17 protein-coding genes and 1 tRNA gene are annotated in these 15,392 nt (G+C 43.7%); 8 read left to right on the forward strand and 10 right to left on the reverse strand.

Translation table 11 applies throughout. The features are described from left to right. The first annotated feature begins 133 nt into the window (after positions 1-133). Positions 134-209: transfer RNA gene (locus tag NWE95_04035), tRNA-His, on the forward strand. A 10-nt stretch (positions 210-219) separates the two neighbouring features. Here NWE95_04035 and NWE95_04040 read toward each other — a convergent pair. From NWE95_04040 to NWE95_04050, 3 genes are all read right to left on the reverse strand, one after another. Further along, the gene (locus tag NWE95_04040) at positions 220-1,203 is read right to left on the reverse strand and encodes a hypothetical protein (protein ID MCW4003066.1); all 984 of its coding nucleotides are present in this window, start codon (positions 1,201-1,203) and stop codon (positions 220-222) included. 26 nt (positions 1,204-1,229) lie between these two features. Beyond that, complete coding sequence (locus NWE95_04045; GenBank protein ID MCW4003067.1) at positions 1,230-1,793, reverse strand: YdeI/OmpD-associated family protein; 564 nt, start codon at positions 1,791-1,793, stop codon at positions 1,230-1,232. A gap of 300 nt (positions 1,794-2,093) precedes the next feature. After that, positions 2,094-3,107 carry a polyprenyl synthetase family protein gene (locus NWE95_04050; GenBank protein MCW4003068.1) on the reverse strand — a complete coding sequence of 338 codons (1,014 nt, stop codon included), beginning with the start codon at positions 3,105-3,107 and terminating at the stop codon, positions 2,094-2,096. A 62-nt stretch (positions 3,108-3,169) separates the two neighbouring features. Here NWE95_04050 and NWE95_04055 point away from each other — a divergent pair, with 62 nt between their 5' ends. From NWE95_04055 to NWE95_04085, 7 genes are all read left to right on the forward strand, one after another. Next, complete coding sequence (locus tag NWE95_04055; GenBank protein MCW4003069.1) at positions 3,170-3,991, forward strand: S1 family peptidase; 822 nt, start codon at positions 3,170-3,172, stop codon at positions 3,989-3,991. A 152-nt stretch (positions 3,992-4,143) separates the two neighbouring features. Further along, a complete protein-coding gene (locus NWE95_04060) occupies positions 4,144-5,391 on the forward strand; it encodes a hypothetical protein (protein MCW4003070.1) in 1,248 nt (415 codons plus the stop codon). Positions 5,392-5,481: 90 nt separating this feature from the next. Then, complete coding sequence (locus tag NWE95_04065; GenBank protein ID MCW4003071.1) at positions 5,482-6,570, forward strand: tyrosine--tRNA ligase; 1,089 nt, start codon at positions 5,482-5,484, stop codon at positions 6,568-6,570. 5 nt (positions 6,571-6,575) lie between these two features. After that, entirely contained in the window at positions 6,576-6,986 is a 411-nt protein-coding gene (locus NWE95_04070) for a toprim domain-containing protein (protein ID MCW4003072.1), read from the forward strand. Between the two features lie 68 nt (positions 6,987-7,054). Continuing rightward, a complete protein-coding gene (locus NWE95_04075; protein MCW4003073.1) occupies positions 7,055-7,813 on the forward strand; it encodes a tryptophan-rich sensory protein in 759 nt (252 codons plus the stop codon). Between the two features lie 12 nt (positions 7,814-7,825). Further along, complete coding sequence (locus NWE95_04080; GenBank protein ID MCW4003074.1) at positions 7,826-8,371, forward strand: DUF6512 family protein; 546 nt, start codon at positions 7,826-7,828, stop codon at positions 8,369-8,371. 53 nt (positions 8,372-8,424) lie between these two features. After that, positions 8,425-8,772 (forward strand): hypothetical protein, encoded by a 348-nt coding sequence (locus NWE95_04085; protein ID MCW4003075.1) that lies wholly within the window; start codon positions 8,425-8,427, stop codon positions 8,770-8,772. A 3-nt stretch (positions 8,773-8,775) separates the two neighbouring features. Here NWE95_04085 and NWE95_04090 read toward each other — a convergent pair whose 3' ends face one another. From NWE95_04090 to NWE95_04120, 7 genes are all read right to left on the reverse strand, one after another. Continuing rightward, the gene (locus NWE95_04090) at positions 8,776-9,732 is read right to left on the reverse strand and encodes an ABC transporter permease (GenBank protein ID MCW4003076.1); all 957 of its coding nucleotides are present in this window, start codon (positions 9,730-9,732) and stop codon (positions 8,776-8,778) included. Further along, positions 9,729-10,676: an ABC transporter ATP-binding protein gene (locus tag NWE95_04095; GenBank protein MCW4003077.1), complete on the reverse strand. Its 948-nt coding sequence runs from the start codon at positions 10,674-10,676 to the stop codon at positions 9,729-9,731. The genes NWE95_04090 and NWE95_04095 overlap by 4 nt, the downstream gene beginning before the upstream one ends. Positions 10,677-10,778: 102 nt before the next feature. Further along, positions 10,779-11,447: a molybdopterin-dependent oxidoreductase gene (locus NWE95_04100; protein MCW4003078.1), complete on the reverse strand. Its 669-nt coding sequence runs from the start codon at positions 11,445-11,447 to the stop codon at positions 10,779-10,781. Between the two features lie 140 nt (positions 11,448-11,587). Next, a complete protein-coding gene (locus NWE95_04105; protein ID MCW4003079.1) occupies positions 11,588-11,959 on the reverse strand; it encodes a hypothetical protein in 372 nt (123 codons plus the stop codon). Positions 11,960-12,004: 45 nt separating this feature from the next. Further along, positions 12,005-13,426: a glycosyltransferase family 39 protein gene (locus NWE95_04110; GenBank protein ID MCW4003080.1), complete on the reverse strand. Its 1,422-nt coding sequence runs from the start codon at positions 13,424-13,426 to the stop codon at positions 12,005-12,007. Positions 13,427-13,516: 90 nt separating this feature from the next. After that, entirely contained in the window at positions 13,517-14,596 is a 1,080-nt protein-coding gene (locus NWE95_04115; GenBank protein ID MCW4003081.1) for an acyltransferase family protein, read from the reverse strand. 126 nt (positions 14,597-14,722) lie between these two features. Continuing rightward, positions 14,723-15,391 (reverse strand): GDSL-type esterase/lipase family protein, encoded by a 669-nt coding sequence (locus NWE95_04120; GenBank protein ID MCW4003082.1) that lies wholly within the window; start codon positions 15,389-15,391, stop codon positions 14,723-14,725. Position 15,392: the final 1 nt, after the last annotated feature.

A 15,392-nucleotide genomic window follows, 5' to 3' on the forward strand; every position in this document is an offset into this window, starting at 1 on the left:
AAACACAAACACCAAAACTCACAATTAAACATAACCAGCCCAAACCACAAAAAAACCCAAAAGCAACGAAAACAAAAATAAGGACAAACCAAACAACACTAACACACCCAAGCAAAAAACCGCGAACAAAGCGGCCGGGGTGATGTAGCTTGGCAGCATAGAGGCCTGTGGAGCCTTTCGCTAGGGTTCAAATCCCTACCCCGGCCCCACCTAACGGTTCTATTTTTTAGTGGCAACGTAAATGTCTGCTTCAACCATCTGTGAGGTACTGTTGTAGAAGTGGTGGGTGAAATACAGGTTGCCCGCATTGTCCAATGACGGTTCACCTGCGAATTGTGAAACAATAAGTTGCGGCTCAGACCACGCCCCATCAACTTTTACGGAACGGTAAATCGCTGGAGTTCCCATGTATGTTCTTGTAAACCATAACTCATTTTCATCTTGCGTAATGAAAGGCCAGCCTTCCTGTTCAGCCGTATTAACAGCAGCTATGTTTTTTGGTTCTTGCCACTCCCCATTCAGTAGCTCTGTAACCCAAATATCATACTGCCCTTTTCCGCCTGCTCTTGCCGAGTGAAAGTACAGCTGTTTGCCGTCGGCGGTTATATGCATCTCGCCGACTTGGTATTGCTTGTTTAGTTTGTCGCCTGCGTACTGCCAGTTTGTCCATTTCCCATCTTTAAACTCAGCAGTAAAAAGATTCATGCCGTCAAAGCCTTCGCGGGCAGAAGCAAACCACATTATGTTTCCTTGTACAAATTCGGCGCCGTCAAGAGCCAGCTTTCCAGAATCTTGCAGGATGATTCTTTCAGCGTTAAGCCAAACTCCATCTTGCTTTTTTGCCACATAAATACCTGTTACTCCATCGAGCAACTGTTTTTCAGGAGGAATGTTTGGGTTTGGAGTGAAGAAGAAATATATTGTTTTGCCATCAGGCATTATGAAGGCTGAATCTTCGGCGCCTGCAGTGTTGATTGCTTCTGATAAGGGTACTGGCTGGTTCCAATCTGTAGAATGCAGAATAGGTGGGTGCAAATCGTTTTCCACGGTGACTTTGATGGCTCCAACAGGAATGGCGCTTTCTCTTGTTGGCGGTGCCTGAGGATTTTGGGGAACAGAGTTTAAGCTTGCAAAAACTGCTAAGACAATAACGAATATGGCGATAACAACTACAAGCTTCGCGGGTCTTTTGAGCGTTGTCATTATTTCTTATTATTGCTTGTATGTTGTTAATAGTGTTTTTCTATGCCTCCAAAGCCAAACTGTTTGTTTTTCGCTGTCATCCTGATGAAATTGTTTAAGCGTTTCTTGAATTCGTCTGGCCGATTTCTTGCTTCTTCAATGTAGCCTATGCGGATTCTTTTGTATTCAAGGGAGTATTTTTGGAAATTAGTCCATGCATTCTTGTCGCTTTTTATTGCTTCTAAAATATCAACTGGGAGGATAAACTGCTCGTTGAGGATGCCTTTTACGGATGTTGCTATTGAGGGCATAACTTTGCCTTCGCCGACGAGTTTTCGCAAACGCTGCTTATTAGCTTCAGAATAGGGGGTTTTTGGGTTTCTGGGAGAAAACCTTTGAGCGTAACTGCTATCGTCAATCCGTTTAGCCGTGCTGTCTATCCATCCAAAACATAACGCTTCTTCAACTGCGTCGTTGTATAGGATGCGGGGTTTGCCACTTGCTTTTTTGGGAAAAACTAACCAAATCTCTTTCTCCTTGTTGTAATTTTCTGCCAACCACCTTCGCCAGCCTTCTCTTTCAGCGAAGTAAACGGTTCTGCTAACATCCATGACACAAAGTGTACGGAATTGCCTTATTAAGTAGCTTGGAGGGGAATGCTTAATTTTGCTGTTTCATCATATACTCTTATCCCACTGGATAAATCCATGACGACGGACCCAACGGATGCTGCAAGTCTGAAAACTTGCTTAGCTGTGATGGCGGGTTCACCCAAACATGGGACACGGTGGGCACGGGCGCAACTTCCCACGCCGAGAGAGCTTAACCAAGCTTAAAGCGACGCTTAGCTGTGAGGTTAAGTGTTAGGTTACGTTGGGAGACAACAGCCCGCGAAAAACGTTTCCGCTTCTTTAGTTGATACCTTCCAGTGATGATTGGAGTAGCAACTTGAAAGCATCAACATTAATTTTAATAGGCTCCAAATTTTTCTCTTCAGCTAGAGCCATATTACGCATTTCTTTTTTTAGTTTCTGAACCTGCTCTGTTCTCATAACAAGTTCTGTTACTTTCATGGCTTTTTGCTCTGTCAATTTCCCTTGCAGTAAAGCCATAATCCGCTTCATTGCTGGTGCATCTTCAAACGCATACAATAGGGGCAAAGGCAAAATCTCGTTTTTTAGCCTGTTTTCTAATTCGTTGTGGTCCTGCAAGTCAATGAATTCATTTTTCAGCGACATAAGAACCCCCAAAGTTTTCCCATAGTGCCTTAAAATATTCAGTTCTTGCGGATTTGCGCCGCCTATTATGGCACCGATTTCAGCACAGGCTTGAGCTACTCCACCTTTAGATTCAATAACCTTACGGTAGGCGACTATATCTACAGGCGGTTTTTCCCTTAGAGATCTTTCACTGGAAATAGCGTTACCTATCTTGAAGAAGGATTGCTCCACACAATCAAATACTGCTTTCTGTTTTTTTGGCGAAAACTCCTCACATGCCTGATGGAGAAGAAGCATTCCTCTGAAGAGTAACGCGTCTCCTGCCAGTAGAACCAAATCTTTGTTGTATCTGCCGAGAGCTGTTTGTTTTTGGCTTTTGTACTTTGACCCGTCTATTATGTCGTCATGCATGTCTGCGGCTCCAGTAAGCAAAACTATTGTAGCGCTTAAATTATGGGTTAGTTCGGGGTTTCCGTTTACTGCTTGACAACATAAGGCAATTAACGCTGGGTGATGCGTGTTTGGCCAAGTTTCTTCTATGAAGTAGGATAGTATTTCCTGAATTGGCGGGGGAAATTTTGTGTCATTTAGGGTTTTTTTCGCAGTTTCGAGCCCTTTTTTGCCATATTTTAAGAGGATTCCTTGAACTTTTTGGTTTATATTGGATGGCGGCGTCATTTTTGTCACGTAGAATATGTAGTTCAAATATGTATTCGCAATACTTATATCTTGCGAGATTGATTACGTTAAGATACAGGGGTAGCACCATGCAAGCAAAAACAAAGATTATGGTGATTCTTTTCCTCACAGCATCAATAACACTTTCAACTACTCCAGTCTACGCATTATCAGGAAACATCCACCCAGACAACACACATTCATTCGTCGGCTTAGTCGTCTTCTATAACATAGACGCAAACGGCAACAAAATCCCTGTATCAATCAGCAGCGGCATTCTTCTATCCCCCACAATCGTACTAACAACCGCACACAGTTGCATAACGAATTCAGCCATAGTCTGCTTTGACCAAGGTCCAATAACTTGGAGTATAAATGACGGTCAACTCCAAATCGAAGGCGTAACATCATCATACGAGGGAACCGCTTACGTTAACCCTGATTTCTCAATAGCAGAAAAAGGAAGCCTTTCAGGATTTATTCACCGTGACGTAGCGTTAATCGTTCTTGATAAACCTGTACCTTCCAGTGTCGTTAGCACTTATGCTCAACTGCCAACTGCAGGACTCGTGGATACTTTGCCAAAGAAGAGTGATGTAACTCTTGTAGGCTACGGCTTGCAAAGCGCTTCTGCAACATCAATCACGCGCAATTATGCTTATGCACAAATAATCTCAGGCAACTTTGCATGGAGTGATGAATTCGTCAGATGCTCAGCAAACCCAGGCAAAGCCAGAGGAGGAATAACCTACGGAGACTCAGGCGGGCCTGTCCTAGTAGGCGACACAAACATTGTTATTGCAATACATTCATACGCGACCAATCAGAACTGCGGCGGAGTAACATATCACGCTCGGCTTGATGTAACCGAAGTTTTAGATTGGATAGCGGAGGTGAGCCTAATTGAGTAATAAACGCAATATTAGAGCCAAGCCTGTTCCAACTTCAGTTGGCATGTGGTGGTAAAGTCATACGTCTCACCACTCTCTTTGAGTGAAGAGCTTAGAAAGGAGCTCCCTTTTTGACCTTAGTTTTCATTATAGCTAAGTAGCAAGGAAGCTGAATGCAACCAAAATTAAGCAAGACCTATTCAGTTACAGTAAAAGAATTCAAAGGTATCTTTTTAGGTGTTATTCTTGTAGCTAACAGTTTCATCTGGTATCTCTATAGTGGCCGTCTTTTATCTAAAATAACTCTTAATTCAGGTTTCTCAGACTATCAGGCACTTCTAGTTTGGGGCATGTACATTCTTGGAACGGTAACTGCGGCTATTTTCGGCTTTCTGGTGTCAAGTAAGTTTAAGAATCGCATTTCTTTTCTGCGTATTTGGCTACTACTGGGCATACCGTTATCGCTGGTACCTCTAGTTATAGATATCACAGGGCTATACTGCATGTTGTTTTTCTTTACTCTTGGGGGCGTCTATTTTGGCTTAGGCATGCCTGTTACATTAGCATACTTTGCCATGGTTACAAATGAAACAAACCGAGCACGTTTGGGAGGGGTAACTTTTCTGACAATTTTTGCCAGCGTGATTCTCCTCGGCGCCTTCGGCGTAACCGATATTGCCCTTAACGCTGTTGTTTTAGCAGTATGCAAACTTTTTGGGTTAATAGTTTGTTGTGTGGTCAAACCCGTTGAAAAGGGCATACCGCAGAAGGAGAATATCACTTACAGGGGCATCTTTGGAAACGTTACATTTATTTTATATTTTGTGCCTTGGATGATGTTTTCTATAGTAAACTACTTGACTCTCCCAATAGTGAAAGATATTTCTCCAAACCTGTTCGACTATTCTATGCTTGTTGAAAATATTCTAGCGGGCGCATTTGCTGTTATTAGCGGTTTTTTCGGCGACTATATCGGTCGAAAACGTCTTGTTGTCGCAGGGTTTATTCTTTTAGGTCTTGGTTACGCAAGTCTTGGGTTGTTTCCTCAAAACATTATCGGCTGGTGGTTCTATACTGCAGTTGATGGAGTCGCTTGGGGTATTTTTTACACTATTTTTCTCATGACAATTTGGGGCGACCTTGCAGGTGGAAAAAACAGTGAGAAATATTATGCCATTGGTTATTTGCCTTTTCTTTTGTCAATTTTCACGGAGCTGTCTTTGGGTAATGCAATTTCTTTCACTGTAAATACCTTGGCGATTTTTTCTTTCACCAGTTTGTTCCTTTTTTTGGCTGTTTTGCCACTGGCTTATGCGCCTGAAACTTTACCTTTGTCAGTGCTTAAAAATCGTGAGCTGAAGAGTTATATAGAGACCGCAGAGCGCCTGAAAAGGCAAGCGCACTCAAGTGTAAAAACTTAATTCAGTGAAGCTGACAAGCGTTGGGGAATACTTTAACCTATTTATTTTTAAGTTCATTACACATTAAAGAGAATCACAAGCTGAGTTAACATGGATTTAGAAAAAAGAATCGAACTCATCTGTAGACCGCCGACCGAAGAAGTCGTTACACTAGAGGACTTAAGAAGCCTCTTAGAAAAGGAAGAACACCCAATCGCCTACAACGGCTGGGAACCCTCTGGTCTTGCACATTTGGGAACAGGCGTTATCTGCGCTTACAAAATGAAAGACTTCGCCGAGGCAGGCATACACTTCAAAGCTTTTTTGGCAACTTGGCACGCTTGGCTCAACAATAAGCTGGGCGGAGATTTAGCGCTCATACGCAAAGCCGCAGACCTATTTCGGCACTCTTGGCTTGCGCTCGGCGTTCCAGGGGATAAGGTGGAATTCATTTACTCAGATGAACTCTACAAGGACATTGATTACTGGGCAAAAACAGTGATAATTGCCAAAAACCTAACCTTAGCACGAACCACACGCACCTTGGAAATTGCGGGAAGAAAAGAAGGCGAAGCACACTACGTCTCAGATTACCTATACACACCAATGCAAGTAGCGGACATTTTCCACATGAAAGTGAAAATTTGCCAGTTAGGCATGGACCAGCGCAAAGCCAACATGGTTGCCCGAGAAATCGGCGAAAAAATCGGCTGCTGGAAACCAATTTGTGTTCATCACCACCTGTTGCAGGGTTTAGAAAAACCAAAAGTTTGGCCGATTCCTGAGGGGCAGGAGAAAGAAGCTGTTGCCTCTGCGAAGATGTCTAAGAGTAAGCCGCAGACTTGCATTTTCATTTATGATTCACCAGAGGAAATCAAGCAGAAGATGGGAAAAGCTTTCTGCCCAGAAAAAACCGTCAAATTCAACCCAGTGCTCGACACTTGCAAGTACATAATTTTCCGAGAGAAAAACGCTTTCAGAATCGAGCGTCCAGCGAAATTCGGCGGCAATGTGGAATTTGGCAGTTTCCAAGAGCTTGAATCAACCTACGCTGAGGGTAAACTGCACCCAATGGACCTCAAAAACGGCGTTGCGGTTGGGCTGGCGGAGATTTTGGAGCCTGTTAGGCGCTACTTTGCCAACAACAAGGAAGCCAAGGACTGCTTGGAGACTGTGCGTGAGGCAAAGATTACAAGGTAGCTAACGTGTCAACTCACCAAAAAGAGAAGCAAGAGAGAATCCAAAAAATCATAGACAAGTTAATTGAAGCCTCAGAGAAAGGCAAACCCGTTATTGTTGAGGGCAAAAAAGACAATCAAGCCCTAAAAGAACTAGGCGTTAACGGCGTAATCTTGACGGTGAAGAGCGGCGGAAAATCCTTTTTGGAAGCAACACGGGAGATAGAGATGCTTGGAGCAAAAGAAGTTATTCTTCTTTTGGACTTTGACAGGCGAGGCAGAGAAGGCACGAAACGCTTGCAACAGAATTTGGAAAGGGCGAAAGTTAAGGTGAATCTTAGGTTTTGGAGTGAATTGAAGGGTTTAATTAGCAGAGACATTCAGTGCATCGAAAGCTTGCCTTCCTACCTGAGTTCGGCTCAGCGCAAGGTTACTTAATAGTGCGCGGTTGAGTGGCATCTACGTTTTTATTTGTGAAGTGCTTCTAGTTATCTTGGGGATTTTTGGTGAAGGCTAATTTGCTTCGATTCGGAAACATCATTGCGTATGTAATTACTATTATAGTTAATAGTTTGGCAGGCAGCACAGCGCTGCTTAACGGCAGAACAACTGCTGTGGTCTCAGACGCTTATCCGACGCTAGTTACGCCTGCAGGGTATGTTTTCTCAATTTGGGGAGTCATTTACCTGCTGCTCGGAGCTTTTGTTATCTACCAAGTTTTGCCAAGCCAAAAATACCAGCCGTACCAAAAACAAATCGGTGCTCTTTTCATCTTAAGCAGTCTGTTTAATGTTGTTTGGCTCTTCCTCTGGCAGTATGACTACATTACTCTGTCAGTTATTGTGATGTTTGCGCTTCTGGCAACCTTGATTACGATTTACATGCGTTTGGGTATTGGAAAAACAAAGGCTTCCTTAAAAGAGAATTTACTTGTTCGTTTGCCGTTTAGTGTATATCTCGGATGGATAACCATAGCAACCATCGCCAACGTTTCAGCGGCGCTGGTGTCCGTGAGCTGGGATGGTTTTGGCTTGGGTCCTCAAACGTGGGCAATACTTGTTTTGGCAGTGGCAGCCGTAATCGCGGTGGCTGTTATCGTAACGCGGAAGGATGTTGCTTACAGTTTAGTGTTGATTTGGGCGCTTGCAGGGATAGCAGTAAAACAAAGCCTCTATCCAGATATTGTTCTTACCGCACAGATAGTCATTGTAGTTATTGTGGTGGTTTTAGCGGTTAGGCTGTTTATGTATAAATTAAGACGTTAGGCTGGCAAACAGGTGAGCGGCGACCTGAAGGGCAAAGTGCTTACTTACGAGTTAATCGGAATAGTTTTTATTCTAATCCTTGGAAGTCTTTTTCATTTCACCTTTGAGTTGTCAGGAAACAATCCAGTCGTTGGAGCATTTTCAGCGGTAAATGAAAGCGTGTGGGAGCATCTTAAGCTGGCATTTTGGCCAACAGTGCTGTTTGCGCTAATAGAGTTCGTGCTTTTGAAGCGGGTGGTGAACAATTTTGTTCTTGCCAAAACGGTGGGGGTTTATCTTATGGTTGCGATTATTCCTGCGATATTTTACTCTTACACAGCGTTTACTGGCGAGAGCCTTTTTGCAATTGACATAGCTTCCTTTGTGATTGCTGTTATTGTAGGGCAACTGGTGAGCTACAAACTCTTAACATACAGAAAAATGCAGCGCTGGTCAGGCTGGATTGCCCTTGCGTTTCTGTTAGCTTTAGCTGGAGCATTTGTTGCCTTCACTTTCTTCCCACCGCAGTTAACGATTTTCCGCGATACGCTCACAGGGCAGTATGGAATTAGCGGATAAAACTGCACATTTAAATAAAAATTGAAACATACTTTAGCAATAAGGTAAGAACGTTGGCTTATCTGCGTAGCGAAAAAGAAGACCTCGAAATATCCTATTCACTGGACAGCATTTGGGAGGCAATCCCCAAAGCAGTCAAAACCCTACAGTGGACAATAGAAGAAAAAGATGACGAGGCGCACAGAGCTAAACTGAAAACCAAAGCAGGCTTCATGTCTTATAGCTCTATTCTCTATGTTGAGGCTAAAGCGGTGGATGAGAAAACAACGCGCATGACTATAAACGCTGAAACGCCTGTGACAACAATTACGTCGATGGCTGATTTTGGCAGAACAAAAGACCGCGTTGAAGCCTTCGTTATCATGTTAGCTAAAGAAATGGAAAAGAGAAAACGTTCTTGAGGGCTACTCAAGTACCTGCGAGCGCTTAAACGCAAACCACGCGATGAACAGAAAGACTGCGATGTAAACAAAAGCAACTCCAATCGAGCGCAGAGCAATCAGCGAAATCGGTTCCGTATAAAGCAGTTGCGGCACCGAGGTCAAGTTAAAGACATCTCTGGAATAGAAGCTTACGTTTGCATCAGGATACAAAACTGATTTTATCATGTTTGTGCCGATGCTGTCGGTTCCCGTTGAAACAGACGCCAAGGTGTTAACGGTGACGTTTTGGATTGTGACATTCTGTCCGCCTGAAATATTCATGGTTCCTGAAGCGCCAGTTCCCGGGAAGTAATTTAATGCTGGAGGATTGCCTGCGAATTGGGAGACAAGTCCTCCACCGATTGCCAAGGCAACAAACAAGCCGAAAGACATTAAGAAAGCGAGCAAAGAGTTCTTTGAAATGGCACCAGCAGCTAGAACTATTGAAACCCAGATGAATGTGGCTATCAGGTCGCCTATCAACGCTAAGGGCACAAGGTGCAGATTGTTTTGTGGTCCATAAACGATTAAGCCGCCTATTATCGAGTAGACGTAAATGACGACGTAAGCAGAGATAATGATTACGAAGATGGCGAATAGTTTGCCAAGAAAAACCATTGTTCTTGACACGGGCTTTGTTAGCAGGGGAACTATTGTTCCGCTTTCGTATTCGCCTGAAATGCTGTTCATGGCAGTTACGACAGCAAAGAGAACGAAGGTTAAATTGCCAGCGCTGAAGGTAATGGCGAAGTATGGATTTTCGGAAATATCAAAGAACGATGGGATTGCGAATCCTAACGTTGCAAAAATAAACGCAAATATCAATGCGCCTATGAAACGTTTTTTACGGATGTTCCAGAGCATTTCATACCGCACTATTGCCCAGAAACGGCTAAACCAACTTGGGCGCGCCCTGTTGGATTGAGACTTAGTCGTCATTGGGTTTGTCCTCCTTTGTCTTTAGTTACAAGCTGAATAAACACATCTTCTAAGTTAGAGATTTTCTGACTCATCCCAACGATTACTCCGCCAGCACCTGTGACTTCCTTGGAAACCTCAGCCCGAACATCGTTATGCGATGTTATCTGAATGTAAAGTGTGTTTCCAGTTTTCCACACGCCAGAAACAAAGGGCAACTTCTTTACAGCCGCGATAACCTCGTTGGTCACATCCGCCAATTCGATATGAATCATGGCAGGTTCAGAAATGGCGCTTGAAATGTTTTGAATCGTATCAGAGGCAAGCATTGAACCTTTGTTGATTATGGTTACGTGGTCGCAGATTTGTTCAACCTCAAAGAGCAAATGCGAGGAAAGAAAAACGGTCATGCCTTCTTTTGAAATCGATTTAACGAGCTCTCGAACTTCAACCATGCCCACGGGGTCTAAACCAATGCTTGGCTCATCCAAAATGACCAGTTCAGGATTGTTAAGGAGTGCTTGGGCGATGCCGATGCGTTGCTGCATGCCTTTGCTGTATTTGCCGATGAGGTCGTTTTCTCTGCCTTTTAACCCAACAATGTCGATTAGCTTGGGAATTTGCTCTTTGCGCTCCTGCTGGCTCATCCCGTACATGCGCCCATAAACATCAAGCAGTTCAGCGCCTTTGAGGTGTTTTGGAAATTTTGGCAGTTCCGGCATGTAGCCTATTGATAACTTTGTATCTGCTTGGTCTACATGTACTTCTTGCCCCAGAACCTTCGCTGTGCCTTCAGTAGCGTTAAGCAAGCCCACCAAAATTTTTATGGTGGTGGTTTTTCCTGCTCCGTTTGGGCCTAAAAAGCCATGGATTGTGTTGCGCTTAACTTTTAGGTTGAGGTTGTTAACGGCTGTTAAGGAATTGTACCGTTTTGTTAGGTTGCTGGTTTCGATGGCGTACTCCATGGCAATCGCGCTCTCAAATGCTGTTGGTGATTTTTTAATATAAAGTTAATCGATTGATAAGAAAAGCAATTGCTCACACAAAAAAGAAGAGCATTTTATAGTTTATCGGAGTGTTGCGTTGTTGGGGTATCCTCTGCTTTCCCAGTAACCAAGATAGTCTGAGTTGTCGGTTAGTTCGATTTGTGTTATCCATTTTATCCATTTGTAGCCATACTGGCTCTCCGCAACAAGCTGGAAGGGAAACCCGCGTTCTGGCGGCAGTGTTATGCCGTTCATTTTGTAGGCTATGATGATGTTTTTGTTTGTTATGTAATCAAGCGGCAGCGCGGTTGTGTAGCCGTCGTAAGCGTGAAAGATTACTGCCACCGCGTCAGGGTCGACTCCTGCATCCTGCAGCAAGTCTTTTACTAGAAAGCCTTCCCAGAGGATTTTAACTGACCAGCCTTCCACGCAATGCAGGGTTACTACTTTTTGGTATCTCTGGAATTTGCCCAAAACCTCGCTGTAGGTGTATTCAACTGTTTTGTTCACTAAGCCCGTTATGGTTAAACGGTACGTTGTTTTGCTAACATTTTGTGGTCCTTTTATGGAGTTTTCTCGGAAACCGCTGATTGAGGAGAGGTTTTCGCCTTGGTACTCTCGGATTTCTTCGGGGTACAAGACTTTGGGCTGGAAGTTCTGCAGAAAGCTCGCTAAAGACATGATTCCTATGAGCATGGCGATGAAGAAAACAAAGATGATTTGAGGAGTGTACCTTTTTGCTCTTTCCATACACTATCTATAATTAACGGAAAACACCATGGTTTAAACATAGCGGGGCTTAAAACGCTAATTCTATTTAAAGAATGGTAATTCTAACTAATGCTATTTTTTTCTATAGCCCCCCTTATTTAAAGGAGAAATAAGAGCGGTTATTTTAGGGCTTCTTTTAGCGCTGAAAAGTACGCCAGCACCTGTTCTATCTGGGGCTTAGCCATTGATAGGATTGCTTGTACGGCGGCTTTCTTTGGCGTCGTTGTCAGGGTGGCTAGTGCGTAGTCTAAGCTGGTGAAGAGTGCTTCCCACGGAATATTAACTCGCTTGCCCTTGAGGTTGTAGAGTGCCAAGACAAAAGCGCTTGCACGGCTGAGGCTGTCTTTGAATGATTGCACACTGTTGCCGACAGCCGCCACATCATAATCTTTTCCTGCGATAAATCCTTGGATGACTTGGTAATTTTGCTCTAAATTTTGAATTTCCACAAGCAAGTCTTGCTTGATTTTTTCTTCTGTGCTGTTTTGCATGTTAATCACGTTGTTGTATGTCTAAACCAAGTACATAAGAGTTTTTTAATTAATCGCTGACGGGTTTCCTGAAAAGCGTTTTAGAGCCCGTGTAATCTTGTGTCTGCTTGCCCAAGCAAGCCCAGATAGGGCAATCGTAAATCCAGCATATTGAATGCCAATCAAAAAGTTATCTTGAATAGGTAAAGTATATGTGAAGAGGGAGTAGCCTACGTCAACGGTTGGTTCAACCCTGAAAATCAAGTAATCCCATGTGGAAAACAGGTTGACAAAACGCATGTTGTAGAGGAGCGCCGCCGCCACTAACACAAGTCCCGCCGCGGCAACAAAAGATATGACCAGTTTTCTCTTTGGGTTAGTTAGTTTGAGCAGGGAGAGGCTCTTGGTCACCAGTGAGGCTGCCAAGAAGCTAAAAAAGGATAACGTGTGATAATTGTATTTTATAGCGTTAAGAAATGGCGCTTTCAGGTTCAATACAGCACCCAAATAGAGGTCAATACTTAAAACAAGTACGATGACTGCTACGCATGTTAAGTCAAAAGCAAGAAACCTGTGAAATAAGCGTCTCTGCAATAAACAAACAAGCACTGATACAATCGCGGCGTCTACGAAAAACCAGCCCAACGCATAAGCCGTCAGAAAATTGCCGATAAACCAAAAACTCGGAACCACTGTGCTTACGTTATGCACCATAAAGTCTGTGTGACCAAAGATAGATGTTACGCCCAGCCCTGAGATTGTTTGGTACCACAAATAATAAAATAACAAGACAGGCGCAGAGAACACTGCCAGCCAACTTAGGGTGCGCTTTAGGCTTGGTCGATTATACAAAAACAGTACGATTAACGGGATAAGTGTGAAGACTGCGTAGAGTTTTGTGTTGAAGGCTACCGTGAAGAGTATTCCTGAAACAAAAAATAGCCCAAGTGAACTTCTGCGAATAGCAAGTATCCCAACAAATAGGGAAAATAGGCTGAAGAATAGGCACTGCACATCGATTAGGAAGCTTCTGGAGAGGATAATGTGCCATGGGCTGAAAGCGAACAATGCAGCCGCAAAAAGCCCTGTTGTTTTATTGTACATGACTTTGCCGATGCCGTACACTAAGGCGACGCATCCAAGCCCAAACAACGTTACCAAGAATACGCCATTGCTGATTGATACTCCGAAAGCTTTCATGAAGGCGGCTTGCGTGTAAAAGCCCAACGGCGGCTGGTCCATTAAGTAAAAACCGTTCGTGTAGGGCAAGCCGTAGTTGATTACGCCCAGCACAGCGTCGTATTCCCATGCGGTGTCCCCGTTGTAGTAAGGTCCAATGGAGAGGGCAACCAGCATAAACCCGATTAGGATGCTCAAAAGCGGATAGTTCTCGCTGAGCAATCTTTTGAGGCTGTCTTTACCAAAAGAGAATTGACTGCTAATTTGTGTTTGCAGAATGCGGTCAATTGGCGCTTTGACTATTTTCAAAGCTGACTTCCTGCCCGTGAAATCAGTTCAACTCTATTTTGTCTTTTTTATGTAATATAATTTTACACTATCAGCACCTAAAGGCTGTCTTTAACCGATTATTTTCTTTACGTAAGGAATCCTTTTTAGGGGAGCAATAATTGCCAGACAAATCAGAAGCGTGACGCCTGTGATTAGTGGAATTGCTATAAATGGGTTTATGGTGGTTACGCTTAGTCTAAAGCCAAGCAAGCCCTTTTGAAGAGTTTCAAGGACTATAACGTGGAACAGGTAAATCGGGAGGGTGTTTTGGCTAATTAGTTCCAGCACTCTGCTGGCGTGAGGATGCTTGGTTTGGATTGTTTGGTTGGGCACAGCGGCTAAAAGGAGAAACAAGGCGACTGAAGCGATGATGACGCTAAAGCTTGAGGCGTCATAGAAGAATTGGCTGTACTGCTCACCCATGGTGCCGACCAAAAGGTAAGTGCCAATCATTGTCCAAATGAGGCTTAAAGCCAAAGCTACCGTTAATATTGAAGAACGCAACCGCAACTTCGTAACGTAAGCCCCTAAAACAAAATAGCCAACCATTCCAGTTAAGACGAAAACCGTTTGTTTAAACCACACTACTTGGGGGCTAATCTGCACATACAAAGCAAGTAGGGGAACTATGGCGGTGCCTAAAAACCAGATGAGCAGAAAGTACCTGATTAGTTTCCACTCTGCACAGGCTACTACTATTCGTATCAGCGGAGTGAGAAGGTACAAGCCTAATAAAAGATAGATAAACCAAAAGTGGTAATATGGACCTGCGAACACGCCCCGCAGAACCGAGTTTGCTGTCAGTGTTTCGCCGTTAACGAAGTGCCGCCATGCAAAATATATTATGCCCCAAAATATCACCGGCAACCCAATTCGGTTTAGTCTTTTTTTGAAAAAGACTCTGAGTGGTTCATCAAATTTACTTGGTTGCAACAGTAGCGCTCCAGTTAGAATAACGAATAACGATACAGCTGAGCATGCTATTGTGTTGTAAATGTTGGAGGCCCACCAAATCTGGACGCCTTGAGGAGACATTATGTCAATAGTTGGAGTCGCTTCGATTGAGGCATGAAACAAAACAACCAAAACTATGGCTACTGTTCGGATCAGATCAACGGGAAGGTTTACATCCCCACTTTTCGGGTGCAACTTTTGGTCCCTTTAACCTTTACCTTGTAGTTGTTTATCGGCTTGATTTTCTAATAAAATTTACGATATAAGCTAGAAAAGCACTTGTTCTAGTTGAACAGTGGCAGAATGAGCTTGAATAGCAAGTTAATGGCTAATGGTGGAAGATAAGCCTTTAAAAATTGCTTCAGCGATTAGTCTTCCGCCTTCTTCGTCAGGATGCACGCCGTCGCCGAAACGTTCTGGGTGATTTAACAAAGCGGAGTACACATCGATGAGGGGCAATTTTGTTTTGGTTGCAACTTCCTCGATACGGGGAAGCACCTGCGAGGTGAAGTATGGGGTGCTCAAGCCTGTGCCGTTGTCAAAGATTGGCGGCGGTTTCACAAGAAATATTTTTGGTTTGCTTGCCAGTGCCTCAAATGCGCTTATGAGGTGAATGTAGTCGTTTACGAAGCTTGAGTTGAACTGCTGAACGTATGGGTTAGCGTCGTTGGTTCCAAGCATTATGATTACCATGTGGGGCTGGAACTTTTTTGCCTCTTGAAAAGCAGTTTGGTACATGTATGGAAAATCGTTATCAAGCGAAACTGTTGTTCCGCCAACTCCAAAGTTGCTGACTGTGTAGTTTGCGCCAAGCATTCTCCAAAGCTCGTTTGAGTAGCCGCTGCTTTCGGTGATGCTGTCACCTATGCAGGCAACGCGGATAGGCAAGTCTGGGAGTTTTTCTCCAATACCGACTGCTTGAATAAAGAGGGCACCTGCAATTATCATGAGAGTAATTCCGAGTGCTAATAGCACAGTCTTGGTATTCATG

This window comes from Candidatus Bathyarchaeota archaeon (assembly GCA_026014725.1).
In the GTDB taxonomy this organism is placed as follows: Archaea; Thermoproteota; Bathyarchaeia; order Bathyarchaeales; family Bathycorpusculaceae; genus Bathycorpusculum.